Here is a 16,625-nt window from a genome sequence, read left to right as displayed (position 1 = left end):
CCAAACGCACCGAGGGCATAGAATCGCCACATCCGTCTCCAGCCCAGCCGCCATGACACTCCATTTACCCGCCGTTGCCGACCCTAGCCTGCCCACCCGCTGGTGCCTGTTTGATGGCCAGCAAGTCTGGCTCGATGCCGGCACCTTTCCCGCACAACGCCCGGCGCACAGCAGCAATCTGCACTTCATCGGCCACAACGGCCAGTTCAACCTGTTCAGCGCCGAGCTGATCGGTGCGGCCCCGCCACAGTGGCAGGCCCACACCCTGCGCCAGGCGCTGCAAGGCCTCCCGGCCGATACGGTACCGCTACTGGCCCGTGCCGCACAGTTGCGGCGCTTCGAGCACAGCCACCGCTTTTGCGGTGCCTGCGCCCAACCGCTGCAAGCACACCGGCACGATCACGGCCGCGGCTGCCCGTCCTGTGGCGAGCTGTACTACCCGCGCCTGTCACCGGCGATGATGGTGGCGGTCACCCGTGGCCGCGAAATCCTGCTCGCCCGCGGCCCGCACTTCAGTCCCGGCCTGTACAGCGCCCTCGCCGGTTTCGTCGAGCCGGGCGAAACACTGGAAGCCTGCGTCGAGCGCGAAACGGCGGAAGAGGTCGGCATCCGGATCCGGCAGCTGCAGTATGTCGGTTCGCAATCCTGGCCGTTCCCGCACTCGCTGATGCTGGCTTTCACCGCCGAATACGCCGCTGGCGAGATCACGCCGCAGCCGGGCGAGATCGAAGCCGCCGACTGGTTTGATATCGATAACCTGCCGCCAACCCCGGCCGGACACTCCATCGCACACTGGCTGATCAAGCACACCGTCGAGCAGCTGCGCCGCCGCGAACACTGAGCCGGGCTGCGGCAAGACCACCACATCTTGCGGCCAACCTTGGCCGCAACAACAAGACGGAACGTGACAAAAATGCCGGCCAGCCCGTAAAGTCCTTGCACAAAGTGGCGGCAATTACGATAAAGATTCTAAAGAATCACAATTGCATTTAATATCGACCACACCAAAACGCGGCACACACCGTATGCGCCGCACACCCGACATCACCTACAAAAAATACTCTGCAAGGACAAAATCATGGGGAAACTAAAACTGGCACAGCGCCTGGCGCTGGGCTTCGGTGCCGTCATCACCCTGCTGGTGCTCGGCTCGGCCTTTACCCTGTTCCGCCTCGGCGGCATTCAGGAACGGGTATCGGAACTGGTGGAATACCGCATCCCGGTGATCCAGAACTCCCGCTCGCTGAGCGCGGCCCTGCTGTCGGTGACCAACGCGGCACGCACCATCCTGCTGGAAAGCGACGACAAGCTGGTCGAGGAAAAGCTCGACATCCTGAAGAAATCGGCAGCCAAGGCGCAGCTGGAATTCAAGGAAATGCAGACGCTGGCCAAGGACCCGAAAGAGGTGGAACTGGTCGGCAAGATCGACAAGTCGATGAAGGAATTCAACGTCTTGGTCGACAAGCTGCTGCCGATGATCGTGCGCCAGAAATGGGACGCCTCGATCATCGTCTCGGAAAAGCTGGAACCGCAGGAACGCCTGCTCAGCATGCAGCTGGACAAACTGATCGCCTACCACACCCAGGTGATGGAAGAGCAGAAAGCGTCCACCACCAGCACGCTGAAGGAAACCATGCTGGCGGCAATCATCGCCATCATTGCCAGCGTCGGCGCCAGCATCATGGTGGCACTGCTGATTGCCCGCTCGCTGACGCGCCAGATTGGCGGCGAACCGGATTACGCCGCGGAAGTGATGAAGGAAATCGCGCACGGCAACCTCGGCATCAGCGTCAAGATCGACAAGGGCGACAACAGTTCGCTGCTGTACAACCTGTCGCGCATGACCAGCGAACTGAACGGCGCCCTGCGCACCGTCGAGCGTAGCGTGCAGGAAAGCAGCGCCGCCTCGGATGAACTGCGCAACACCATGCAGCGCCTGGTCAGCCGCTCCGAAGAGCAGAACCGTGCCGCCGACGAGATGGCCAGCGTGATCCAGCAGATGGCCGTCGGCGTGCAGGAACTGCACCACAGCGCCGGCAGCGCCGAAAGCGCGGCCCGCACCGCCAGCGGCGATGCCCGCCAGGGCGTGGAAGTGATCCAGGGCGCGGTACGCGAAATGGACGCCATCAGCACCCTGATCAAGTCCACCGCCGGCAGCATCCACGAGCTGGGCCGCCAGTCGCAGACCATCGACAACATCGTGTCGGTCATCCGCGACGTCGCCGACCAGACCAACCTGCTGGCGCTGAACGCCGCCATCGAGGCCGCCCGCGCCGGCGAACAGGGCCGCGGCTTTGCCGTGGTCGCCGACGAGGTGCGCAAGCTGGCCGAGCGCACCACCAAGGCCACCGGTGAAATCGCCGAGATGATCGGCGCCATCCGCGTCAGCTCGCAACAGGCGGTGGAAGCGATGAACCAGTCGGTGGAACGCGCCCACACCAGCGCGGCACAGGGCCAGCGCGCCGGCGAATCGATTGTCGCGATCCAGAGCGGCACCGAGACCGTCGGCCAGAGCGTGCTGTCGATCGCCAGCTCGCTATCCGACCAGGCCCGCTCCGGCGAGCAGGTGTCGCGAGAAGTGCAGCGCATCACCGCCATCGCCCAGCGCAACCGCGAGGCCGCCGACGAGGCTGTCTCCGCCGCCGCGCGCATGAGCGAACTGACCGAGGAGATCCGTCAGAGCTTCAGCCGCTTCCACACCGCCTGAGGTTGGCCGCAAGGCAAGCTCCGACCCCAAGGAAAGCCGCTGCCAAGCGGCTTTCCTGTCTACGGTAGCGACCAGCACGGCAGCTGCGCCGGCAAGCATTGGAGAACAGGCAACAGCCCGCCGCGGAGACCGGCCAAGCGGCGAAGAACAAGACCCACGACAGCAAGATGGCAAGCGGCCGCCACCGCGCGACACCCCGTTCAGAGCACACAGCGGAAAGGACACAGCAATGAACACATGGCGCAACAGTCTTGTGACCCTGGCCCTGCTGGGCAGCGCCGCGCATGCCATGGCGGCCGACGACGTGATCCTGACCGTGACCCGCAGCGCCGGGCAAGCACACCACTTCACCCTGCAACAGCTTGCCGCACTGCCACAAGCCAGCATCATCACCGCCACGCCGTGGACCACCGGCAAGCACCACTATCGCGGCGTCGCGATCAGCACCCTGCTCCAGCAGTTGCAGATCACACCGCAAGCGCTCAAGGTTCACGCGCTGAATGACTTCTGGGCCAGGATACCCACCGCCGTGGCGCTGCAATACCAGGCAATCCTGGCCACCCACGTCGATGGCCAGCCGATGAGCCGCCGCAACAAGGGCCCGCTGTGGATCATCCTGCCGTTGAGCGAGCACCCCGAGCTCAACCAGGAGAAATACCACAACTACATGGTGTGGCAAGCCAGAACCATAGAAGCCGAATGAATCATGGGCAAAGTCAGGTTCCTCTTCTTCGCCGCCGTCATGTGCACCTTCCTCGCGGTGACCGCTTGGTCGACGTGGAACTATGAGCGCACCTTCCGCACCGTCACCACCAATACCCAGACCTCGGCCTGGGCACTGGCACAGCTGGAAATCGACGTCTACCGGCTGCAGGAAACGCTGAAGCTGTACCAGACCGGCCACGCCGACAGCAAGCAGCTCAGCCTCAGCTACGACATCGCCTGGAACCGCATGGACGTGTTCCTGACCGGCGAGGCCACCAGGGCGATCCGCCAGCGCTTTGCCGCCGAGGAGCTGGTACGCCGCATTCTCGACGTGCTGCAACGCCACGAGCGCGCCATTGCCGTGCCCTCCCCGAGCGACCCGACGCTGGCGCAGATGAGCCGGGAGCTGGACGCGCTGACTCCGCGGCTGCGCGACATCATGGTGCAGAATTTCACCGGCCCCAATGCGCTGCAGGAAACCCACCTGCTGGACGAAGCCAAGATCCGCAACTTTGCCGCCATCGGCATCCTGCTGCTGTTCAGTCTCATCATGCTGGCGCTGCTGTTCCGCGAGTCGAAAAAACAGCACTTCCTGGCCTGGAACGACGTGCTGACGCAGCTGCCCAACCGCGCCGCGTTCATGCACCAGCTGGCGCAGCTGACCGCGGCGCCGGAGGCGCAGGTGGTGCTGTGCCTGGTCGACCTCAGCCGCTTCAAGGAGGTCAACGACAGCTTCGGCCATGCCGCCGGCGACCGACTGCTGGCGCAGATCGCCGAGCTGCTGCAGCAGCACCGGAACGAGGAGGTCTACCTGGCGCGCATCGGCAGCGACGAATTTGCGCTGGTGATGTTCGGCAACATGTCCGGCTACAGCTGGTTCGCCTACTCCCGCAAGATCTACAACCAGCTCGAACGGCTGCTGCACAGCGAAGACCCGGCCCACCGCGTGAAACTGAACATGGGCATCAGCCAGTACCCGCAGCACGCCAGCTCGGTGGAAGAGATGGTGCTGTTTGCCGACCTGGCACTGCTGAGCGCCAAGCAGGACAAGCAGCTGCACTACCAGGTATTCAACCGCTTCATGCTCGACCAGTACCAGCGCAAGCGGCTGCTGGCCGGCCACCTGCAGGAGCTGCTGGCCGAGCCACAGAATACCGAGCTGTACCTGTGCTACCAGCCGATCATCAACATCAGCCAGCCGCAACAGCTGGGGGTGGAGCTGCTGATCCGCTGGAACCACCCCAAGCTGAATTTCATCAACCCGCCGGACATCATCCAGATCGCCGAGGAAAACGGGCTCGGTGAAAAGCTGGGCGAGTGGCTGTTCCGCCGCATGCGCCATGATATTGCCCGCTTCCCGGCCGACACCCTGCGCCACATCCACTTCTCGATCAACCTCAGCAGCTCGATCTTCAACCAGAACCTGGTCAACCGCGTGAGCGACTGGCTGCAGGGCGGCCCGCTGCCCGCCAGCCAGCTGATCCTGGAACTGACGGAAAACATCGCGCTGGAAGACGTGCAGCTCAGCCGCAAGATCTTTACCCAGCTGAAGGAAAAGCAGATCCGCATCGCGCTGGACGATTTCGGCACCGGCTGGTCGTCGTTTTCCTACCTGAAGGACCTGAGTTTCGACAAGCTCAAGATCGACAAGTCCTTCATCAAGCATCTGGACCGGGACAAGCGGCTGCCGCTTTTCGTGCAGGCGATTACCGACCTGTCGCACCAGCTGGGCATTTCCGTGGTCGCCGAAGGCGTGGAGACCGAAAGCGAGCTGCGCAAGATCCTCGAAATCGGCGCCAACGAGATCCAGGGCTACTATTACTCGCGGCCGCTCAGCGCCGACGCCTTCCTCGACTACGCCCGGCACTACCTCGCCAGCAACGTGCGCGAAACCCGGACCAGGACCGACCTTGCCTGACGTGCGGTCTCGGTCATGAAAAAACCCGCCGGTTGGCGGGTTTTTTCATGATGCACGATCCAGGCTCAGGCGCGGGCCGGCACCGCGGCCAGCACCGCCTGCAGCAACTGCCAGGCCTTGCCGACCGAGGCCACCTCCACCCGCTCGCCCGGCGCATGCGCGCCACGGATATTGGGGCCGAACGACACCATGTCCATCTGCGGGTACTTGGCGCCGATGATGCCGCACTCCAGCCCGGCATGGATCACCTGCACCCCGGAATCGGCGCCGAACTGCTGGCGATACACCTGCTGGAACAGCGCCAGCAGCGGCGAGGCCGGATTCGGTGCCCAGCCCGGGTAGCCGCCCTCGGTTTCCACCTCGAAACCGGCCAGTTGGAACAGGCCGACGATCTCGCTGGCCAGATTCTGGAAACCGCTGTCCAGCAGCGAGCGCACCATCAGGTTGGTGAACACCTTGCCGTCGGCAATGCTGATCACCCCCAGATTATTGGACGTTTCCACCACGCCGCCGACGCGCTGGCTCATGCGCTTCACCCCGTGCGGTGCCGCGTGCAGCGCGCGGAAGATCGCCTGCTGGTCGGTCGGCGCCAGCACCTCGCTGGCGCTGGCAAGGTTGGCCGCAATGCTCACCCCTTCATCGACACCGGCCAGCTCGAAGCGCATCAGCGCTTGGAACGCATCCAGCCGCGCCGCCAGCTTGTCGCCGTCGACGGCCGGATAGGCCACCACGGCAAAGGCCTCGCGTGCCAGCGCATTGCGCGCGGTACCGCCATTGAACGACGCCACGCGCAGATCGGTAACCGTTTCCAGCTCGCGCAGCAGGCGGATCAACACCTTGTTGGCATTGCCGCGACCAAGGTGGATATCGGCGCCGGAATGGCCGCCGACCAGCCCGGCCACCGTCAGCTGGCGCACCTCGAAGCCCGCCGGCAACGGCTGCGGCTGGTAGCTGCGCCGCGCGTTGACATCGATGCCGCCGGCACAGCCCATGTAGAACTCGCCCCACTCCTCGGTATCGATATTGATCAGCATCCGGCCCTGCAACAGCCCCGGCTCCAGCCCCTGCGCGCCGCCCATGCCGGCCTCTTCGTCCAGCGTCATCAGCACTTCCACCGGGCCGTGCGCGATGTCGTCGCTGGCCAGCACCGCCAGCCCCAGCGCCACGCCGATACCGTTGTCGGCCCCCAGCGTGGTGTTTTCCGCGATCAGCCAGCCGTCCTTCAGCAGCGGACGGATCGGGTCATTGAAGAAGTCGTGCACGGTGCCGGTATTGGCCTGGCACACCATGTCGAGGTGGCCCTGCAGCACCACGCCGACACGGTCTTCCATACCCGGCGTCGCCGCCTTGCGCACGATCAGGTTGCCGGCCGCATCGACCACCGTCTCCAGACCGCGCAGTTCCGCCCAGCCTTTCAGATAGTCGCGCAGCGCCGCTTCATGTTTGGAAGGACGAGGAATGTCACACAGGGTCTGAAAGTGTTCCCACACGATGGTAGGTTCGAGGGCTGCAATATTCACCACAACAAGGCGCTCCTTTATTCCGCCGGCGGAGACATTTCATGCCAATAATTCCGCCAAAATAATCACAGGGTGACTCGTGATCACCCTTTTTGTAGACAATCAACTTTACCACGCCCCCCGGCAGGGCGTCTTGAATGCAAGCGTTTCGCGTTATTGGCGGCAACGGCCAATCCGCCGTCAAAACGCGAGTGATTGATTACAATCACGAATCTGCTTGGCACAAAAACAACGCCCAATACCGGTATCGTCACAACTTATGCCAGAACGTTGCCATGCAGTGCCCCGCCATTCGCGCCGACAGGATGACGGTTTGCGGCCAACCTTGTCTCAGCGTAATTTTATTACCGCTGTAGCCACTTAATTACAACGCCATTCCGTACCATAATTACAGACACTCAATAACGGAGAGCAACACCATGACCCGCCGCACCAAGATTGTCGCCACCCTCGGCCCCGCCTCCAGCGATCCGGCAACACTGGAACGCCTGCTGCAGGCCGGCGTCAACGTCGTCCGCCTCAACTTCTCGCACGGCAGCGCGCAAGACCACATCGACCGTGCCGCGCTGGTGCGCGCAACCGCGGAACGACTGGGCGTGCCGGTGGCAATCATGGTCGACCTGCAGGGCCCGAAAATCCGCGTCGGCAAGTTCGCCAACGGCAAGACCACGCTCACCAACGGCCAGCCCTTCATCCTCGACGCCGACTGCGAGCTGGGCGACGACCAGCGCGTCGGCCTCGACTACAAGGAGCTGCCCAACGACGTCGCCAGCGGCGTGGTGTTGCTGCTCGACGATGGCCGCATCGTGCTGACCGTGGAAAAGGTGCTCGGCAACCAGATCCACACCCGCGTCAAGGTCGGCGGCGTGCTGTCCAACAACAAGGGCATCAACCGCCAGGGTGGCGGCCTGACCGCGCCGGCGCTGACCGGCAAGGACATCGACGACATCAAGACCGCGGCACAGCTGGAAGCCGACTACGTGGCGGTGTCGTTCCCGAAAAGCAGCGCCGACCTGTACATGGCGCGCACGCTGGTGCACGCCGCCGGCAGCCAGGCACGCATCATCGCCAAGATCGAGCGCTGCGAGGCGATCGCCAACCTCGACGACCTGATCGACTCCGCCGACGGCATCATGGTGGCGCGCGGCGACCTGGCGGTGGAAGTCGGCGACGCCGCGGTGCCGGCGCTGCAGAAACGCATGATCCGCCTCGCGCGCGAGCGCAACAAGCTGACCATCACCGCCACCCAGATGATGGAATCGATGATCAGCAGCCCGGTGCCGACCCGCGCCGAGGTCTCCGACGTCGCCAACGCGGTGCTGGACGGCACCGACGCGGTGATGCTGTCGGCGGAAACCGCCGCCGGCCAGTATCCGGTGGAGACGGTGGAGTCGATGTCGCGCGTCTGTCTGGAAGCGGAGACCTCGTCCGACTACCAGCTAGAGCGCGCCTTCCTCAACCGCGAATTCAGCCGCGTCGACCAGTCCATCGCCATGGCCGCGCTGTTCACCGCCAACCACCTGCCGGTGCGCGCGCTGGTGGCACTGACCCAGACCGGCTCCACCGCACTGTGGATGAGCCGCGTCAATTGCGGCGTGCCGATCTACGCGCTGACGCCGGAGCTGGGCACCTATCGCCGCCTGGCGCTGTACCGCGACGTATTCCCGATGCTGCTGCCCACCGCCGCCGACTCGAAAAAGCTGCTCGCCGCCGCCGAGCGCAAGCTGATCGAGCAGGGCCGCGTCGAGCAGGGCGACATCCTGGTGGTCACCGTCGGCGACAGCGTCGGCCTGATGGGCAGCACCAACACCCTGAAAATCATCAAGGCCGGCGAAGGCCGCTAAGAACCTGTTCAAAGTCTCGCGAGCTAGATCGAGACAAGGCGAAAATGCCTGAGAAAGCGGAGTTGACATGGGGTCAATGAGCATCCGAAGGCATTTTCAACGCGGTATCGCCGAAGCGCAGCAGACATTGAACAGGTTCTAAGCCGTCATGGGCCGGCGCGACACCGGCCCGTTTCACCCATACGGCTTGCGACCAACGTTGGCCGCAAGCCGCCGCCGGGCCGGTCTGCCGCGGCAAGCGCCACGACATCCCCGGCCTCGCCCCCGCGGCCAGCTGGCCGACAATCCCGCCAAGCCCTTGATCCGCAAACGGTCACGCCAAAAAACCACAATCCCGCAGCCCGCGCCACAATTAAACTTGCCTTGTTTTTTGAATTCGTACACAATCAAAAACAAGGAGGAATCAAGATGTCATCGCAAGGAGGAAAGCGCGAAGGCGCCGGTCGCAAATCCCGCTTCGGCGGTGACAAGACCGTCGCCATGCGCGTACCGGAGCCGCTGAAACCGGTACTGGAAAACTGGCTGGACGAATACCGCAGCCTGCGCAGCATCAACCACAGCAGCATCGGCGACATCGCCCTGCTCGGCGAGGCGCTGAAAAACCTGTCGCTGCCGCTGTTTGCCAGCCGCGTACCGGCCGGCTCGCCGGTCGCTGCCGACGACCTGAAAGAGGCCGACATCGACCTCAACCAGCATCTGGTGCGCAAACCGGCGTCGACCTTTCTCGTCACCGTCAAGGGCGACTCGATGATCAATGCCGGCATCCACGATGGTGACATGCTGGTGGTCGATCGCTCGCTGGAGCCGCGCAACGGCAAGGTGGTGGTGGCGGTGATCAATGACGAACTGACGGTAAAACGGCTGGAGCGCTCCGCCGGACGGGTGCGCCTGCTACCGGAAAACCCGGCCTTCAAGCCGATCGAAGTACCCGAGGATGCCAGTTTCTTTATCTGGGGCGTCGTGACCAACGTCATTCACGCCGTGGACTGACCGCAAGGAGCAAGCCATGAACAGCTACAACGACCCGATCAAGATGATGTTCCGTGACTGGAAACGCCTGCCGCGCGCCTTCCGTGCCGTGGTCGCCGGCCAGCCGCAGGTGCTGCTGACCCGCATCGGCCACAGCTATTTCGTGCCGGTGGAATTCGTCGGCTGACACCCCTCTGCCGGCGCGTCCGGCCTACCAGACAATGCGGCCAACCTTGCCCCAAGGTTGGCCGCAATTCCCTTCGCCAGCGCCCGCCACACCGGCGCGAGCAAAACCCCGTTCAGCCGAAGCGGCGCATCGCGTCCAGCGCCAGGCCGCTGCCGATGCTGCCATAACGGTCGCCCTCGACCTTGGCCGCCTGCGGCAGCAGCGCCGCCACCCGCTCGCGCAGCAAGGGCACCGCGCTGGCACCGCCGGTAAAGAACACGGTATCGATCTGCGCGGCGGTGATGCCGGCATCCTGCAACAGGCGGCTGATGGTCTGCGTCACGCTGTCGATCTGGCGCTCGATCGCCTCGTCAAACTGGCTGCGTGTCAGCTGGTGCGTGAGGCCGTCGGCAATTTCGTCCAGCGCCAGCTGGTGCGTCTCGCTGTCGGACAGCGCGATCTTCGCCGCCTCCACCTGGATCGCCAGCCAGTGACCGGCGCGCTTGTTGATCACCGAAAACAGCCGGTCCAGCTTGTCGCGCTCCAGCGCGTCGACGTACACCCCCTGCAGGTCGGCCAGCGTCTTGCGGGTGTAGGCAAAGTTGATGGTGTGCCAAGTGGCGAGGTTGAAGTAGTAGCCGGACGGCACCTCGGCATTGTTCTTCAGCCGCGTGCGGTAGCCCAGCAGCGGCATCACGCTGTGCAGACTCAGCTGCTTGTCAAAGTCGGTACCACCGATATGCACGCCGCCATTGGCGAGGATGTCGTCGCGGCGATCGAGCAGGTGGCGGCGCTGCGGCGACAGCCGCACCAAGGAAAAGTCGGAAGTACCGCCGCCGATATCGACGATCAGCACCAGCTCTTCGCGCTCGATGCGGCTTTCGTAGTCGAAGGCCGCCGCAATCGGCTCGAACTGGAAGGCGACCTCCTGAAAGCCGGCACGGCGCGCGACATCGGCCAGCGTGTCCTGCGCCAGCTGGTCGGCGACCGGATCGTCATCGATGAAAAACACCGGCCGGCCGAACACGGCGCGGCTGAATGCCTGCCCCGCCTGCTGTTCGGCGCGCTGCTTGAGGGTGCCGATGAACGAGGACAGCAAGTCGATGAAACGCAGCGCGCGGCCATTGACCTCGGTCTGGCCGTTCATCAGGCTGGTGCCGAGCAGGCTCTTCAGCGAGCGCATCAGCCGCCCCTCGTAGCCGTCCAGGTATTCGCCGATCGCGGCCCGGCCAAAGGCGGTGCTTTCTTCCTCGGCATTGAAGAACACCACCGATGGCAGGGTCGCCTTGTCGTCTTCCAGCATCAGCAACTGGCTCTGCCCGGCGCGGAAACAGGCGACCGTGGAGTTGGAGGTGCCAAAATCGACACCGCATGCCGGAATAACCATCGTGCAACCCGTTCATTCAATAAGGAGGGGGCAGGATTGTAGCAGAAGCGTCGCCCGCGCCCGAGACAAATACGATGCCGCGGCGCGCGCCGAATGTGTCGTTGCGGCCAACCTTTACGCCTTTTACCCCGCTGCCGGCAGCAAGCGGTGGCGAACCGCGTCATACGGCGAGCAGCAGGCCGCAACAGCCGTCATTCGAAGCGCGCATGCCATTGCGGCGTACGCGCCACCAGGAAGTCGACAAACACCCGCACCGCCGGCACCAGATGGCGGCGGCCGGTAAAAGCCAGATGCAGGATGCCGCCCGGCATGGAGAAATTCGGCAACAGCCGTCGCAGCCGGCCATCGGCCAGCGCCTGCTGGCAGACCAGCACCGGCAACGCCGCCACGCCGCAGCCATCGATCGCCGCCTGCGCCAGCACCACCAGGTTATCGGTCATCAGCCGCGGTGAGGCCAGTTGCACGGTGTACAGCTGGCCGACCTCGTCATGCATCGTCCACTCGCCGCGACCGTCAGGCCGCGACATCACCAGTGCCGGCCATGACGCCAGATCGGACGGGCGCTGCGGCAGGCCACGCTCGGCCAGCAGCGCCGGGCTGGCCACCAGAAACGATGACGACTGCCCCAGCGGACGCGCCACGATGCTGGCACTGTCGTCCAGCCGCAAGCGCACCCGCAGCGCGACATCGATGCCGTCATTGATCAGGTCGACACGGCGCCCGGTCACCTCCAGCAGGATGCGCACCTCCGGATACTGCGCCATGAACTCCGGCAGCAAGGGGGCCAGCAGCGACTGTGCCAGCAGATCCGGGCAGCTCACCCGCACCAGGCCGCGCGGCACATCGGTGGCGCGTGCGATCGCCTCCTGCGCCGCCTCCGCCTCGGCCAGCATCGCCTGGCAGTGGCGGAAGTAGGCCTGCCCCACCTCGGTCAGTGCCAGCCGCCGCGTCGTCCGCTGCAGCAACTGCACCCCCAGCCGAGCCTCCAGCTCGGCAACCCGGCGCGACAACCGCGACTTGGGCACCCCGATCTGCCGTGCCGCAGCCATGAAACCACCGTGCTCGACCACCTTGGCAAAGAAATACAGATCGTTCAGGTCATGCATCGTGCGCGCTCCGCTGGCATTGGTATCAATTTCAGGACAATCATTCCCGATTTTGCAGTCTAGTCCGATATTGTCGCAAAAACTATCATACGTTCCATTGCTACAGCCAACCGGCACTCACCCGAAACGGAGTTCACCATGAAAATCCTGCACCTTGATTCCAGCGTCCTCAACGACAACTCGGTTACCCGCCAGCTGACCCGCGCGCTGGTCGACAGCCTGCAAGCACAACACGGCAGCACCGGCGTGATCTACCACGATCTGGCCAGCAACGAAATTCCGCATCTGTCGGGCGAGATCCTCGGCGCTGCCTTCACCGCGGAAAGCGACTGGAGCGATCTGCAGCGTACCGAGCGCGCCCGCAGCGAACAGCTGATCGGCGAATTCCTCGGCAGCGAGATCCTGGTCATCGGTGCACCGATGTACAACTTCTCCATCCCGTCGCAACTGAAAGCCTGGATCGACCGCGTTGCGGTCGCCGGCCGCACCTTCAAGTACACCGAAACCGGCCCGGTGGGCCTGGCCGGCGGCAAGACCGTCTACGTGGTCTCCGCTCGCGGCGGTGTCTACAGCAACGAGCAAGGCCAAGCCATGGACTTCCAGGAAGACTACCTGAAGACCGTACTCGGCTTCCTCGGCATCAGCGACGTGCGCTTCATCCGCGCCGAAGCCGTCTCCATGGGCGACGACGCCCGCAGCAATGCCCTGAACGCAGCCCAAGAAGCCATCGCCCAAGCCACGCGCTAAGCGCCCAAGCCATCTCTGGTTGTAAAAGCAAAAAGGCAAGCCGGACCGGCTTGCCTTTTTACATGCTTGCAACACGAACCTCTCGCCACTCACCACGCCAGCAAGCGCAGCACAGTTACAAGCCCTGACAAGTGAGCTCTTGGAGTATTTCGCCTAGCTGGCGGCGACATCACCCACATCGCCATCAAGATAACGCCACAAGCCTTGCTCACGTACAAAGCGGCTACGCTCCTGCATCCGCCCGGCACGGCCGTTGATCTTGTAGCGGGCAACAAAGGTGACCACGCCGGTCTGGTCCTGCTCGCCACCGGCCTCCGTCGACAGGATGGTCAACCCCAGCCACTTGACCGCGGCATCCAGCAACGGCTCGTCCGGTAAGCTTTCTGCCGCCCAGCTCTGGCGTAGATAACCTTCGTCACCCAGCACAAAGGCGCTATAGCGCGAACGCATCAAGGCCTCGGCGCTCGGCACCGGCTGCCCACCATGATACTGGCCGCAACAGGCGGCATAGACCTGGCCACTCCCACACGGACACACTGCGGCACTGCCTGCTGTTTTGCGTTTCATCTTGTCACTGCCCCAGTGCCGGCATGCTGTACAGCTTGAGCATGAAGCTGGTGAAGGCCGGCTGTGCCGGCTTGCTGGCAAGGCGCGGCCAACGTTCCAGCCACATCTGCAAGCGCTGTTGCATCAGCTGCTGCGCCCTGGCACCGTCAATCTGCCCGGCATCGCGACGCACCGCAATCTGGCGATAGAGCGCAAACACGTCATCATCGACCGCATTGCGACCAACCAGCTGCACGCGCAGCGCCCCCAGCTGATCGGCGACCGCCACCCGGCTCAGTTCACCCTTGGCGACCCGCGCCGACAGCGCCTGCGCTTCCTCATACAGCCGCTGCGATGGCGACACGACGGCCGGCCGCACCGCGACACCGCCGCTGGTGCCCGGCAAAGGCGGCAGCACCGTGCACGCCGACAGCGCGCCCAAAATAAAAACGACCATGAATATCTGTTTCATGGTCGTTATTGTAACGCTGCGCTCACTCACTTCAAGCAAGGTGCTCAAATAATGGCGTCGACAGGTAACGCTCGCCAAAGGACGGGATCACCACCACGATCAGCTTACCGGCATTTTCCGGACGCTTGGCCAACTGCAAGGCGGCCCACACGGCGGCACCGGAAGAAATCCCCACCAGCACACCTTCCTTGGTCGCCACGGCGCGCGCCGTCTCGAAGGCATCATCATTCTTGACCCGGATCACTTCATCGTAGATCGCGGTATTCAGGATTGCCGGCACAAAACCGGCGCCAATGCCCTGGATCGGATGCGGCCCCTTGGCACCACCGGACAATACCGGCGACGCGTCCGGCTCGACCGCCACAATCTGCACCCCGGGCTTGCGCGCCTTGAGCACCTCGCCCACCCCGGTAATGGTACCGCCGGTACCGACACCGGCCACGAAGATATCGATCTGGCCATCGGTATCGCGCCAGACCTCCTCGGCGGTGGTCTGACGGTGGATCTCAGGGTTGGCCGGATTCTCGAACTGCTGCGGCAGGAAGTAGGTTTCAGGGTTGGCCGCAACCAGTTCCTTGGCCTTGGCGATGGCACCGCCCATGCCTTCCGGGCCGGGAGTCAGGATCAGTTCCGCACCATAGGCGCGCAGCAATTGACGACGCTCGCGGCTCATCGTTTCCGGCATGGTGATCACCAGCTTGTAACCACGCGCCGCACACACCATGGCCAGCCCGATACCGGTATTACCCGATGTTGGCTCGACAATAACCGTCTCCGGCCCGATCTTGCCGGCCTGCTCCGCCGCATCGATCATCGACACGGCGATACGGTCCTTGACGCTGTGCCCCGGATTGAAGAACTCCAGCTTGGCAACCACCGTCGCCCCCACACCCTCGGTGACCCGATTGAGGCGCACCAGCGGAGTATTGCCGATCAGCTCCGTTACAGAATTTGCGATGTGCATTTTATTCCTCCAGTCCATATTCTATGGCGATAGATATTGCCATTTATTCTAATCAGCGCCACTGCTGATGGCTAATACCAATTCTTGCTAAGCATTGATCCGATCGCATGGATTCCCGGCTGGCATGCACTACAGGTTACCCGCCCCCTCAGCCAATCGGTATCAGCTGATGCCGACCAGCACCTTCTGCCAAGCACGATGGACTTCCTCATCAAAGGCGACAAAGACAATCTTGCGCAGCGTCGGCGGCGGCGCCGCCAGATAGGTTTCCACCACATGCCAAGCAATGTTGGCCGCAGCCAGCGGCGGAAAATGATTGGCGCCACAGCTGATGGCGGCGAAGGCAATCGAGGCCACCTGCTTCTCTGCCGCCAGTTGCAGGCTCTTGTGATAGCACGAGACCAGCAATTGCGCTTCGTTGTCTTCGCCACCTTTCCACCGCGGCCCGACCGCGTGGAAAATCCAGCGCGCAGGCAAGGCAAAGCCCGGCGTGACACAGACTTCACCTGCGGCACAACCCTTCAGCTGCAAGCAGGCCGACAGCAGCTCACCGCCGGCTGCTCGGTGCACCGCCGCGTCCACACCACCGCTGCCACGCAGCGAAACGTTGGCCGCATTCACGATTGCCGAGACATCCAGCTGCGTGATATCGCCGCGCCAGACCTCAACCCGCACGCCGTTACGAACGGTCAGCATCGCCACACCTCAAACATGCACCACACAAGAAAAACCCCTCGCAAGAGGGGCTGGCAACATCTGGATGTTACGCTTCAGAAGCATCGGAAGCCACTGGGTCAGCGACAGGCTGCGGCACCTCGGCGGCAACTGCAACGGGTTTCTCCGCTTTCGGCAGACACATTTTCTCGGCGGCCGCTTTTTCCTCGGCTGAAACCACACCCACCGGCTTCAACGCGAGATCGAAGCGTTTGCCACCACGGGCCAGCGACTTCACGTAGCGCTGCTTGCGGCAATGGTTGGCCAGCATGCGCGAAACCAGTTGCGGATCAAACTGCGGCAGTTCCGCAATCAGGGCCTCATGAATCCCCAGCGCCAAGGGACGGAATAGTTTGAACACGTCGTACTTGGCGTAAACATGTGCCGCAATCATTTCTGTCTGGCTTTTCTTGCTAAGACTCTGGACAGCAGACTTGAGCGCCGCACCGAGCGCGGTTTCATTGTTGGACTTCATCTGAGGATTCTTCATGGTTAATCTCATGGGGCAACACGGAGAGGCGACAAGTAGTGAACGACCCACTCTGGCACGATCCGAAAAAAGACGCCTATCTTAATGCAGAGCCGATCTTGTTGCTACGACTACCGTCATCGACTCGTACTATAGGACACAAGCCATCGCTTGGCGCGCGCATGCCATGTCTTTGCCAAGTAGCCAAGGCTGGCCGCAGTGTAGCGAGGGGCAGGGTAAGCTCGCGCGCAAAGCACAAAGCCCAGCTTGATGTCTCAAGCTGGGCTTTGTTTAAGGGGGCGTCTGGCGGTGTCCTACTTTCACACAGGTATCTGCACTATCATCGGCGCTAAGGCGTTTCACGGTCCTGTTCGGAATGGGAAGGCGTGGG

The 16,625-nt window shown here is 63.3% G+C and carries 16 protein-coding genes and 1 rRNA gene; 8 read left to right on the top strand and 9 right to left on the bottom strand.

What is annotated here, in order from left to right:
* Positions 1-52: 52 nt before the first annotated feature.
* The 4 genes from nudC (at position 53) to C8E02_RS02390 (ending at position 5,330) form a co-directional block, all read left to right on the top strand.
* Positions 53-841 (top strand): NAD(+) diphosphatase, encoded by a 789-nt coding sequence (nudC, locus tag C8E02_RS02405; RefSeq protein ID WP_120809500.1) that lies wholly within the window; start codon positions 53-55, stop codon positions 839-841.
* Positions 842-1,078: 237 nt separating this feature from the next.
* Positions 1,079-2,707, top strand: coding sequence for a methyl-accepting chemotaxis protein (locus tag C8E02_RS02400; protein ID WP_120809499.1), 1,629 nt, complete (start codon positions 1,079-1,081; stop codon positions 2,705-2,707).
* Between the two features lie 229 nt (positions 2,708-2,936).
* Positions 2,937-3,410 (top strand): putative pterin-binding protein, encoded by a 474-nt coding sequence (locus C8E02_RS02395; protein ID WP_120809498.1) that lies wholly within the window; start codon positions 2,937-2,939, stop codon positions 3,408-3,410.
* 3 nt (positions 3,411-3,413) lie between these two features.
* Complete coding sequence (locus C8E02_RS02390; protein WP_120809497.1) at positions 3,414-5,330, top strand: putative bifunctional diguanylate cyclase/phosphodiesterase; 1,917 nt, start codon at positions 3,414-3,416, stop codon at positions 5,328-5,330.
* 65 nt (positions 5,331-5,395) lie between these two features.
* On the opposite strand, the gene C8E02_RS02385 is transcribed toward C8E02_RS02390, so the two are convergent.
* Complete coding sequence (locus tag C8E02_RS02385) at positions 5,396-6,850, bottom strand: aminoacyl-histidine dipeptidase (RefSeq protein ID WP_245961045.1); 1,455 nt, start codon at positions 6,848-6,850, stop codon at positions 5,396-5,398.
* 419 nt (positions 6,851-7,269) lie between these two features.
* Here C8E02_RS02385 and pyk point away from each other — a divergent pair, with 419 nt between their 5' ends.
* The 3 genes from pyk (at position 7,270) to C8E02_RS17340 (ending at position 9,850) form a co-directional block, all read left to right on the top strand.
* Positions 7,270-8,694, top strand: coding sequence for a pyruvate kinase (gene pyk, locus C8E02_RS02380; RefSeq protein WP_120809495.1), 1,425 nt, complete (start codon positions 7,270-7,272; stop codon positions 8,692-8,694).
* A 408-nt stretch (positions 8,695-9,102) separates the two neighbouring features.
* Positions 9,103-9,684 (top strand): LexA family protein, encoded by a 582-nt coding sequence (locus tag C8E02_RS02375; RefSeq protein ID WP_047966519.1) that lies wholly within the window; start codon positions 9,103-9,105, stop codon positions 9,682-9,684.
* 16 nt (positions 9,685-9,700) lie between these two features.
* Positions 9,701-9,850, top strand: a complete 150-nt coding sequence (locus tag C8E02_RS17340) for a hypothetical protein (RefSeq protein WP_170152080.1) — start codon at positions 9,701-9,703, stop codon at positions 9,848-9,850.
* Between the two features lie 112 nt (positions 9,851-9,962).
* On the opposite strand, the gene C8E02_RS02370 is transcribed toward C8E02_RS17340, so the two are convergent.
* Both C8E02_RS02370 and C8E02_RS02365 read right to left on the bottom strand, forming a co-directional pair.
* Entirely contained in the window at positions 9,963-11,216 is a 1,254-nt protein-coding gene (locus C8E02_RS02370) for an Hsp70 family protein (protein ID WP_120809494.1), read from the bottom strand.
* Positions 11,217-11,407: 191 nt separating this feature from the next.
* The gene (locus tag C8E02_RS02365) at positions 11,408-12,322 is read right to left on the bottom strand and encodes a LysR family transcriptional regulator (protein ID WP_120809493.1); all 915 of its coding nucleotides are present in this window, start codon (positions 12,320-12,322) and stop codon (positions 11,408-11,410) included.
* Between the two features lie 138 nt (positions 12,323-12,460).
* Between C8E02_RS02365 and C8E02_RS02360 the strand changes: the two genes are divergently transcribed.
* Positions 12,461-13,069: an FMN-dependent NADH-azoreductase gene (locus tag C8E02_RS02360; RefSeq protein ID WP_120809492.1), complete on the top strand. Its 609-nt coding sequence runs from the start codon at positions 12,461-12,463 to the stop codon at positions 13,067-13,069.
* Positions 13,070-13,222: 153 nt separating this feature from the next.
* Here C8E02_RS02360 and C8E02_RS02355 read toward each other — a convergent pair whose 3' ends face one another.
* The 6 genes from C8E02_RS02355 to rrf all read right to left on the bottom strand — a co-directional run.
* Entirely contained in the window at positions 13,223-13,636 is a 414-nt protein-coding gene (locus C8E02_RS02355) for a YchJ family protein (protein WP_120809491.1), read from the bottom strand.
* Between the two features lie 4 nt (positions 13,637-13,640).
* Positions 13,641-14,072: a hypothetical protein gene (locus C8E02_RS02350; RefSeq protein WP_147424412.1), complete on the bottom strand. Its 432-nt coding sequence runs from the start codon at positions 14,070-14,072 to the stop codon at positions 13,641-13,643.
* A gap of 46 nt (positions 14,073-14,118) precedes the next feature.
* Positions 14,119-15,051, bottom strand: coding sequence for a cysteine synthase A (gene cysK / locus C8E02_RS02345; protein ID WP_120809489.1), 933 nt, complete (start codon positions 15,049-15,051; stop codon positions 14,119-14,121).
* Positions 15,052-15,213: 162 nt separating this feature from the next.
* Positions 15,214-15,747 carry a macro domain-containing protein gene (locus C8E02_RS02340; RefSeq protein ID WP_120809488.1) on the bottom strand — a complete coding sequence of 178 codons (534 nt, stop codon included), beginning with the start codon at positions 15,745-15,747 and terminating at the stop codon, positions 15,214-15,216.
* Positions 15,748-15,814: 67 nt separating this feature from the next.
* On the bottom strand, positions 15,815-16,240 hold the full coding sequence (locus C8E02_RS02335) for a ProQ/FINO family protein (protein WP_120810058.1): 426 nt from the start codon (positions 16,238-16,240) through the stop codon (positions 15,815-15,817).
* A gap of 295 nt (positions 16,241-16,535) precedes the next feature.
* Positions 16,536-16,625: ribosomal RNA gene (gene rrf / locus C8E02_RS17805) — 5S ribosomal RNA — on the bottom strand; the annotation flags it as partial.

Source organism: Vogesella indigofera (genome assembly GCF_003633895.1).
GTDB lineage: Bacteria > Pseudomonadota > Gammaproteobacteria > Burkholderiales > Chromobacteriaceae > Vogesella > Vogesella indigofera.
This window is presented reverse-complemented; position numbering and strand designations above follow the sequence as displayed.

Coding starts and splice junctions, on each gene's coding strand:
- nudC (WP_120809500.1), top strand. CDS start 53: ATGACACTCCATTTACCCGCCGTTGCCGACCCTAGCCTGCCCACCCGC.
- C8E02_RS02400 (WP_120809499.1), top strand. CDS start 1,079: ATGGGGAAACTAAAACTGGCACAGCGCCTGGCGCTGGGCTTCGGTGCC.
- C8E02_RS02395 (WP_120809498.1), top strand. CDS start 2,937: ATGAACACATGGCGCAACAGTCTTGTGACCCTGGCCCTGCTGGGCAGC.
- C8E02_RS02390 (WP_120809497.1), top strand. CDS start 3,414: ATGGGCAAAGTCAGGTTCCTCTTCTTCGCCGCCGTCATGTGCACCTTC.
- pyk (WP_120809495.1), top strand. CDS start 7,270: ATGACCCGCCGCACCAAGATTGTCGCCACCCTCGGCCCCGCCTCCAGC.
- C8E02_RS02375 (WP_047966519.1), top strand. CDS start 9,103: ATGTCATCGCAAGGAGGAAAGCGCGAAGGCGCCGGTCGCAAATCCCGC.
- C8E02_RS17340 (WP_170152080.1), top strand. CDS start 9,701: ATGAACAGCTACAACGACCCGATCAAGATGATGTTCCGTGACTGGAAA.
- C8E02_RS02370 (WP_120809494.1), bottom strand. CDS start 11,216: ATGGTTATTCCGGCATGCGGTGTCGATTTTGGCACCTCCAACTCCACG.
- C8E02_RS02365 (WP_120809493.1), bottom strand. CDS start 12,322: ATGCATGACCTGAACGATCTGTATTTCTTTGCCAAGGTGGTCGAGCAC.
- C8E02_RS02360 (WP_120809492.1), top strand. CDS start 12,461: ATGAAAATCCTGCACCTTGATTCCAGCGTCCTCAACGACAACTCGGTT.
- C8E02_RS02355 (WP_120809491.1), bottom strand. CDS start 13,636: ATGAAACGCAAAACAGCAGGCAGTGCCGCAGTGTGTCCGTGTGGGAGT.
- C8E02_RS02350 (WP_147424412.1), bottom strand. CDS start 14,072: ATGGTCGTTTTTATTTTGGGCGCGCTGTCGGCGTGCACGGTGCTGCCG.
- cysK (WP_120809489.1), bottom strand. CDS start 15,051: ATGCACATCGCAAATTCTGTAACGGAGCTGATCGGCAATACTCCGCTG.
- C8E02_RS02340 (WP_120809488.1), bottom strand. CDS start 15,747: ATGCTGACCGTTCGTAACGGCGTGCGGGTTGAGGTCTGGCGCGGCGAT.
- C8E02_RS02335 (WP_120810058.1), bottom strand. CDS start 16,240: ATGAAGTCCAACAATGAAACCGCGCTCGGTGCGGCGCTCAAGTCTGCT.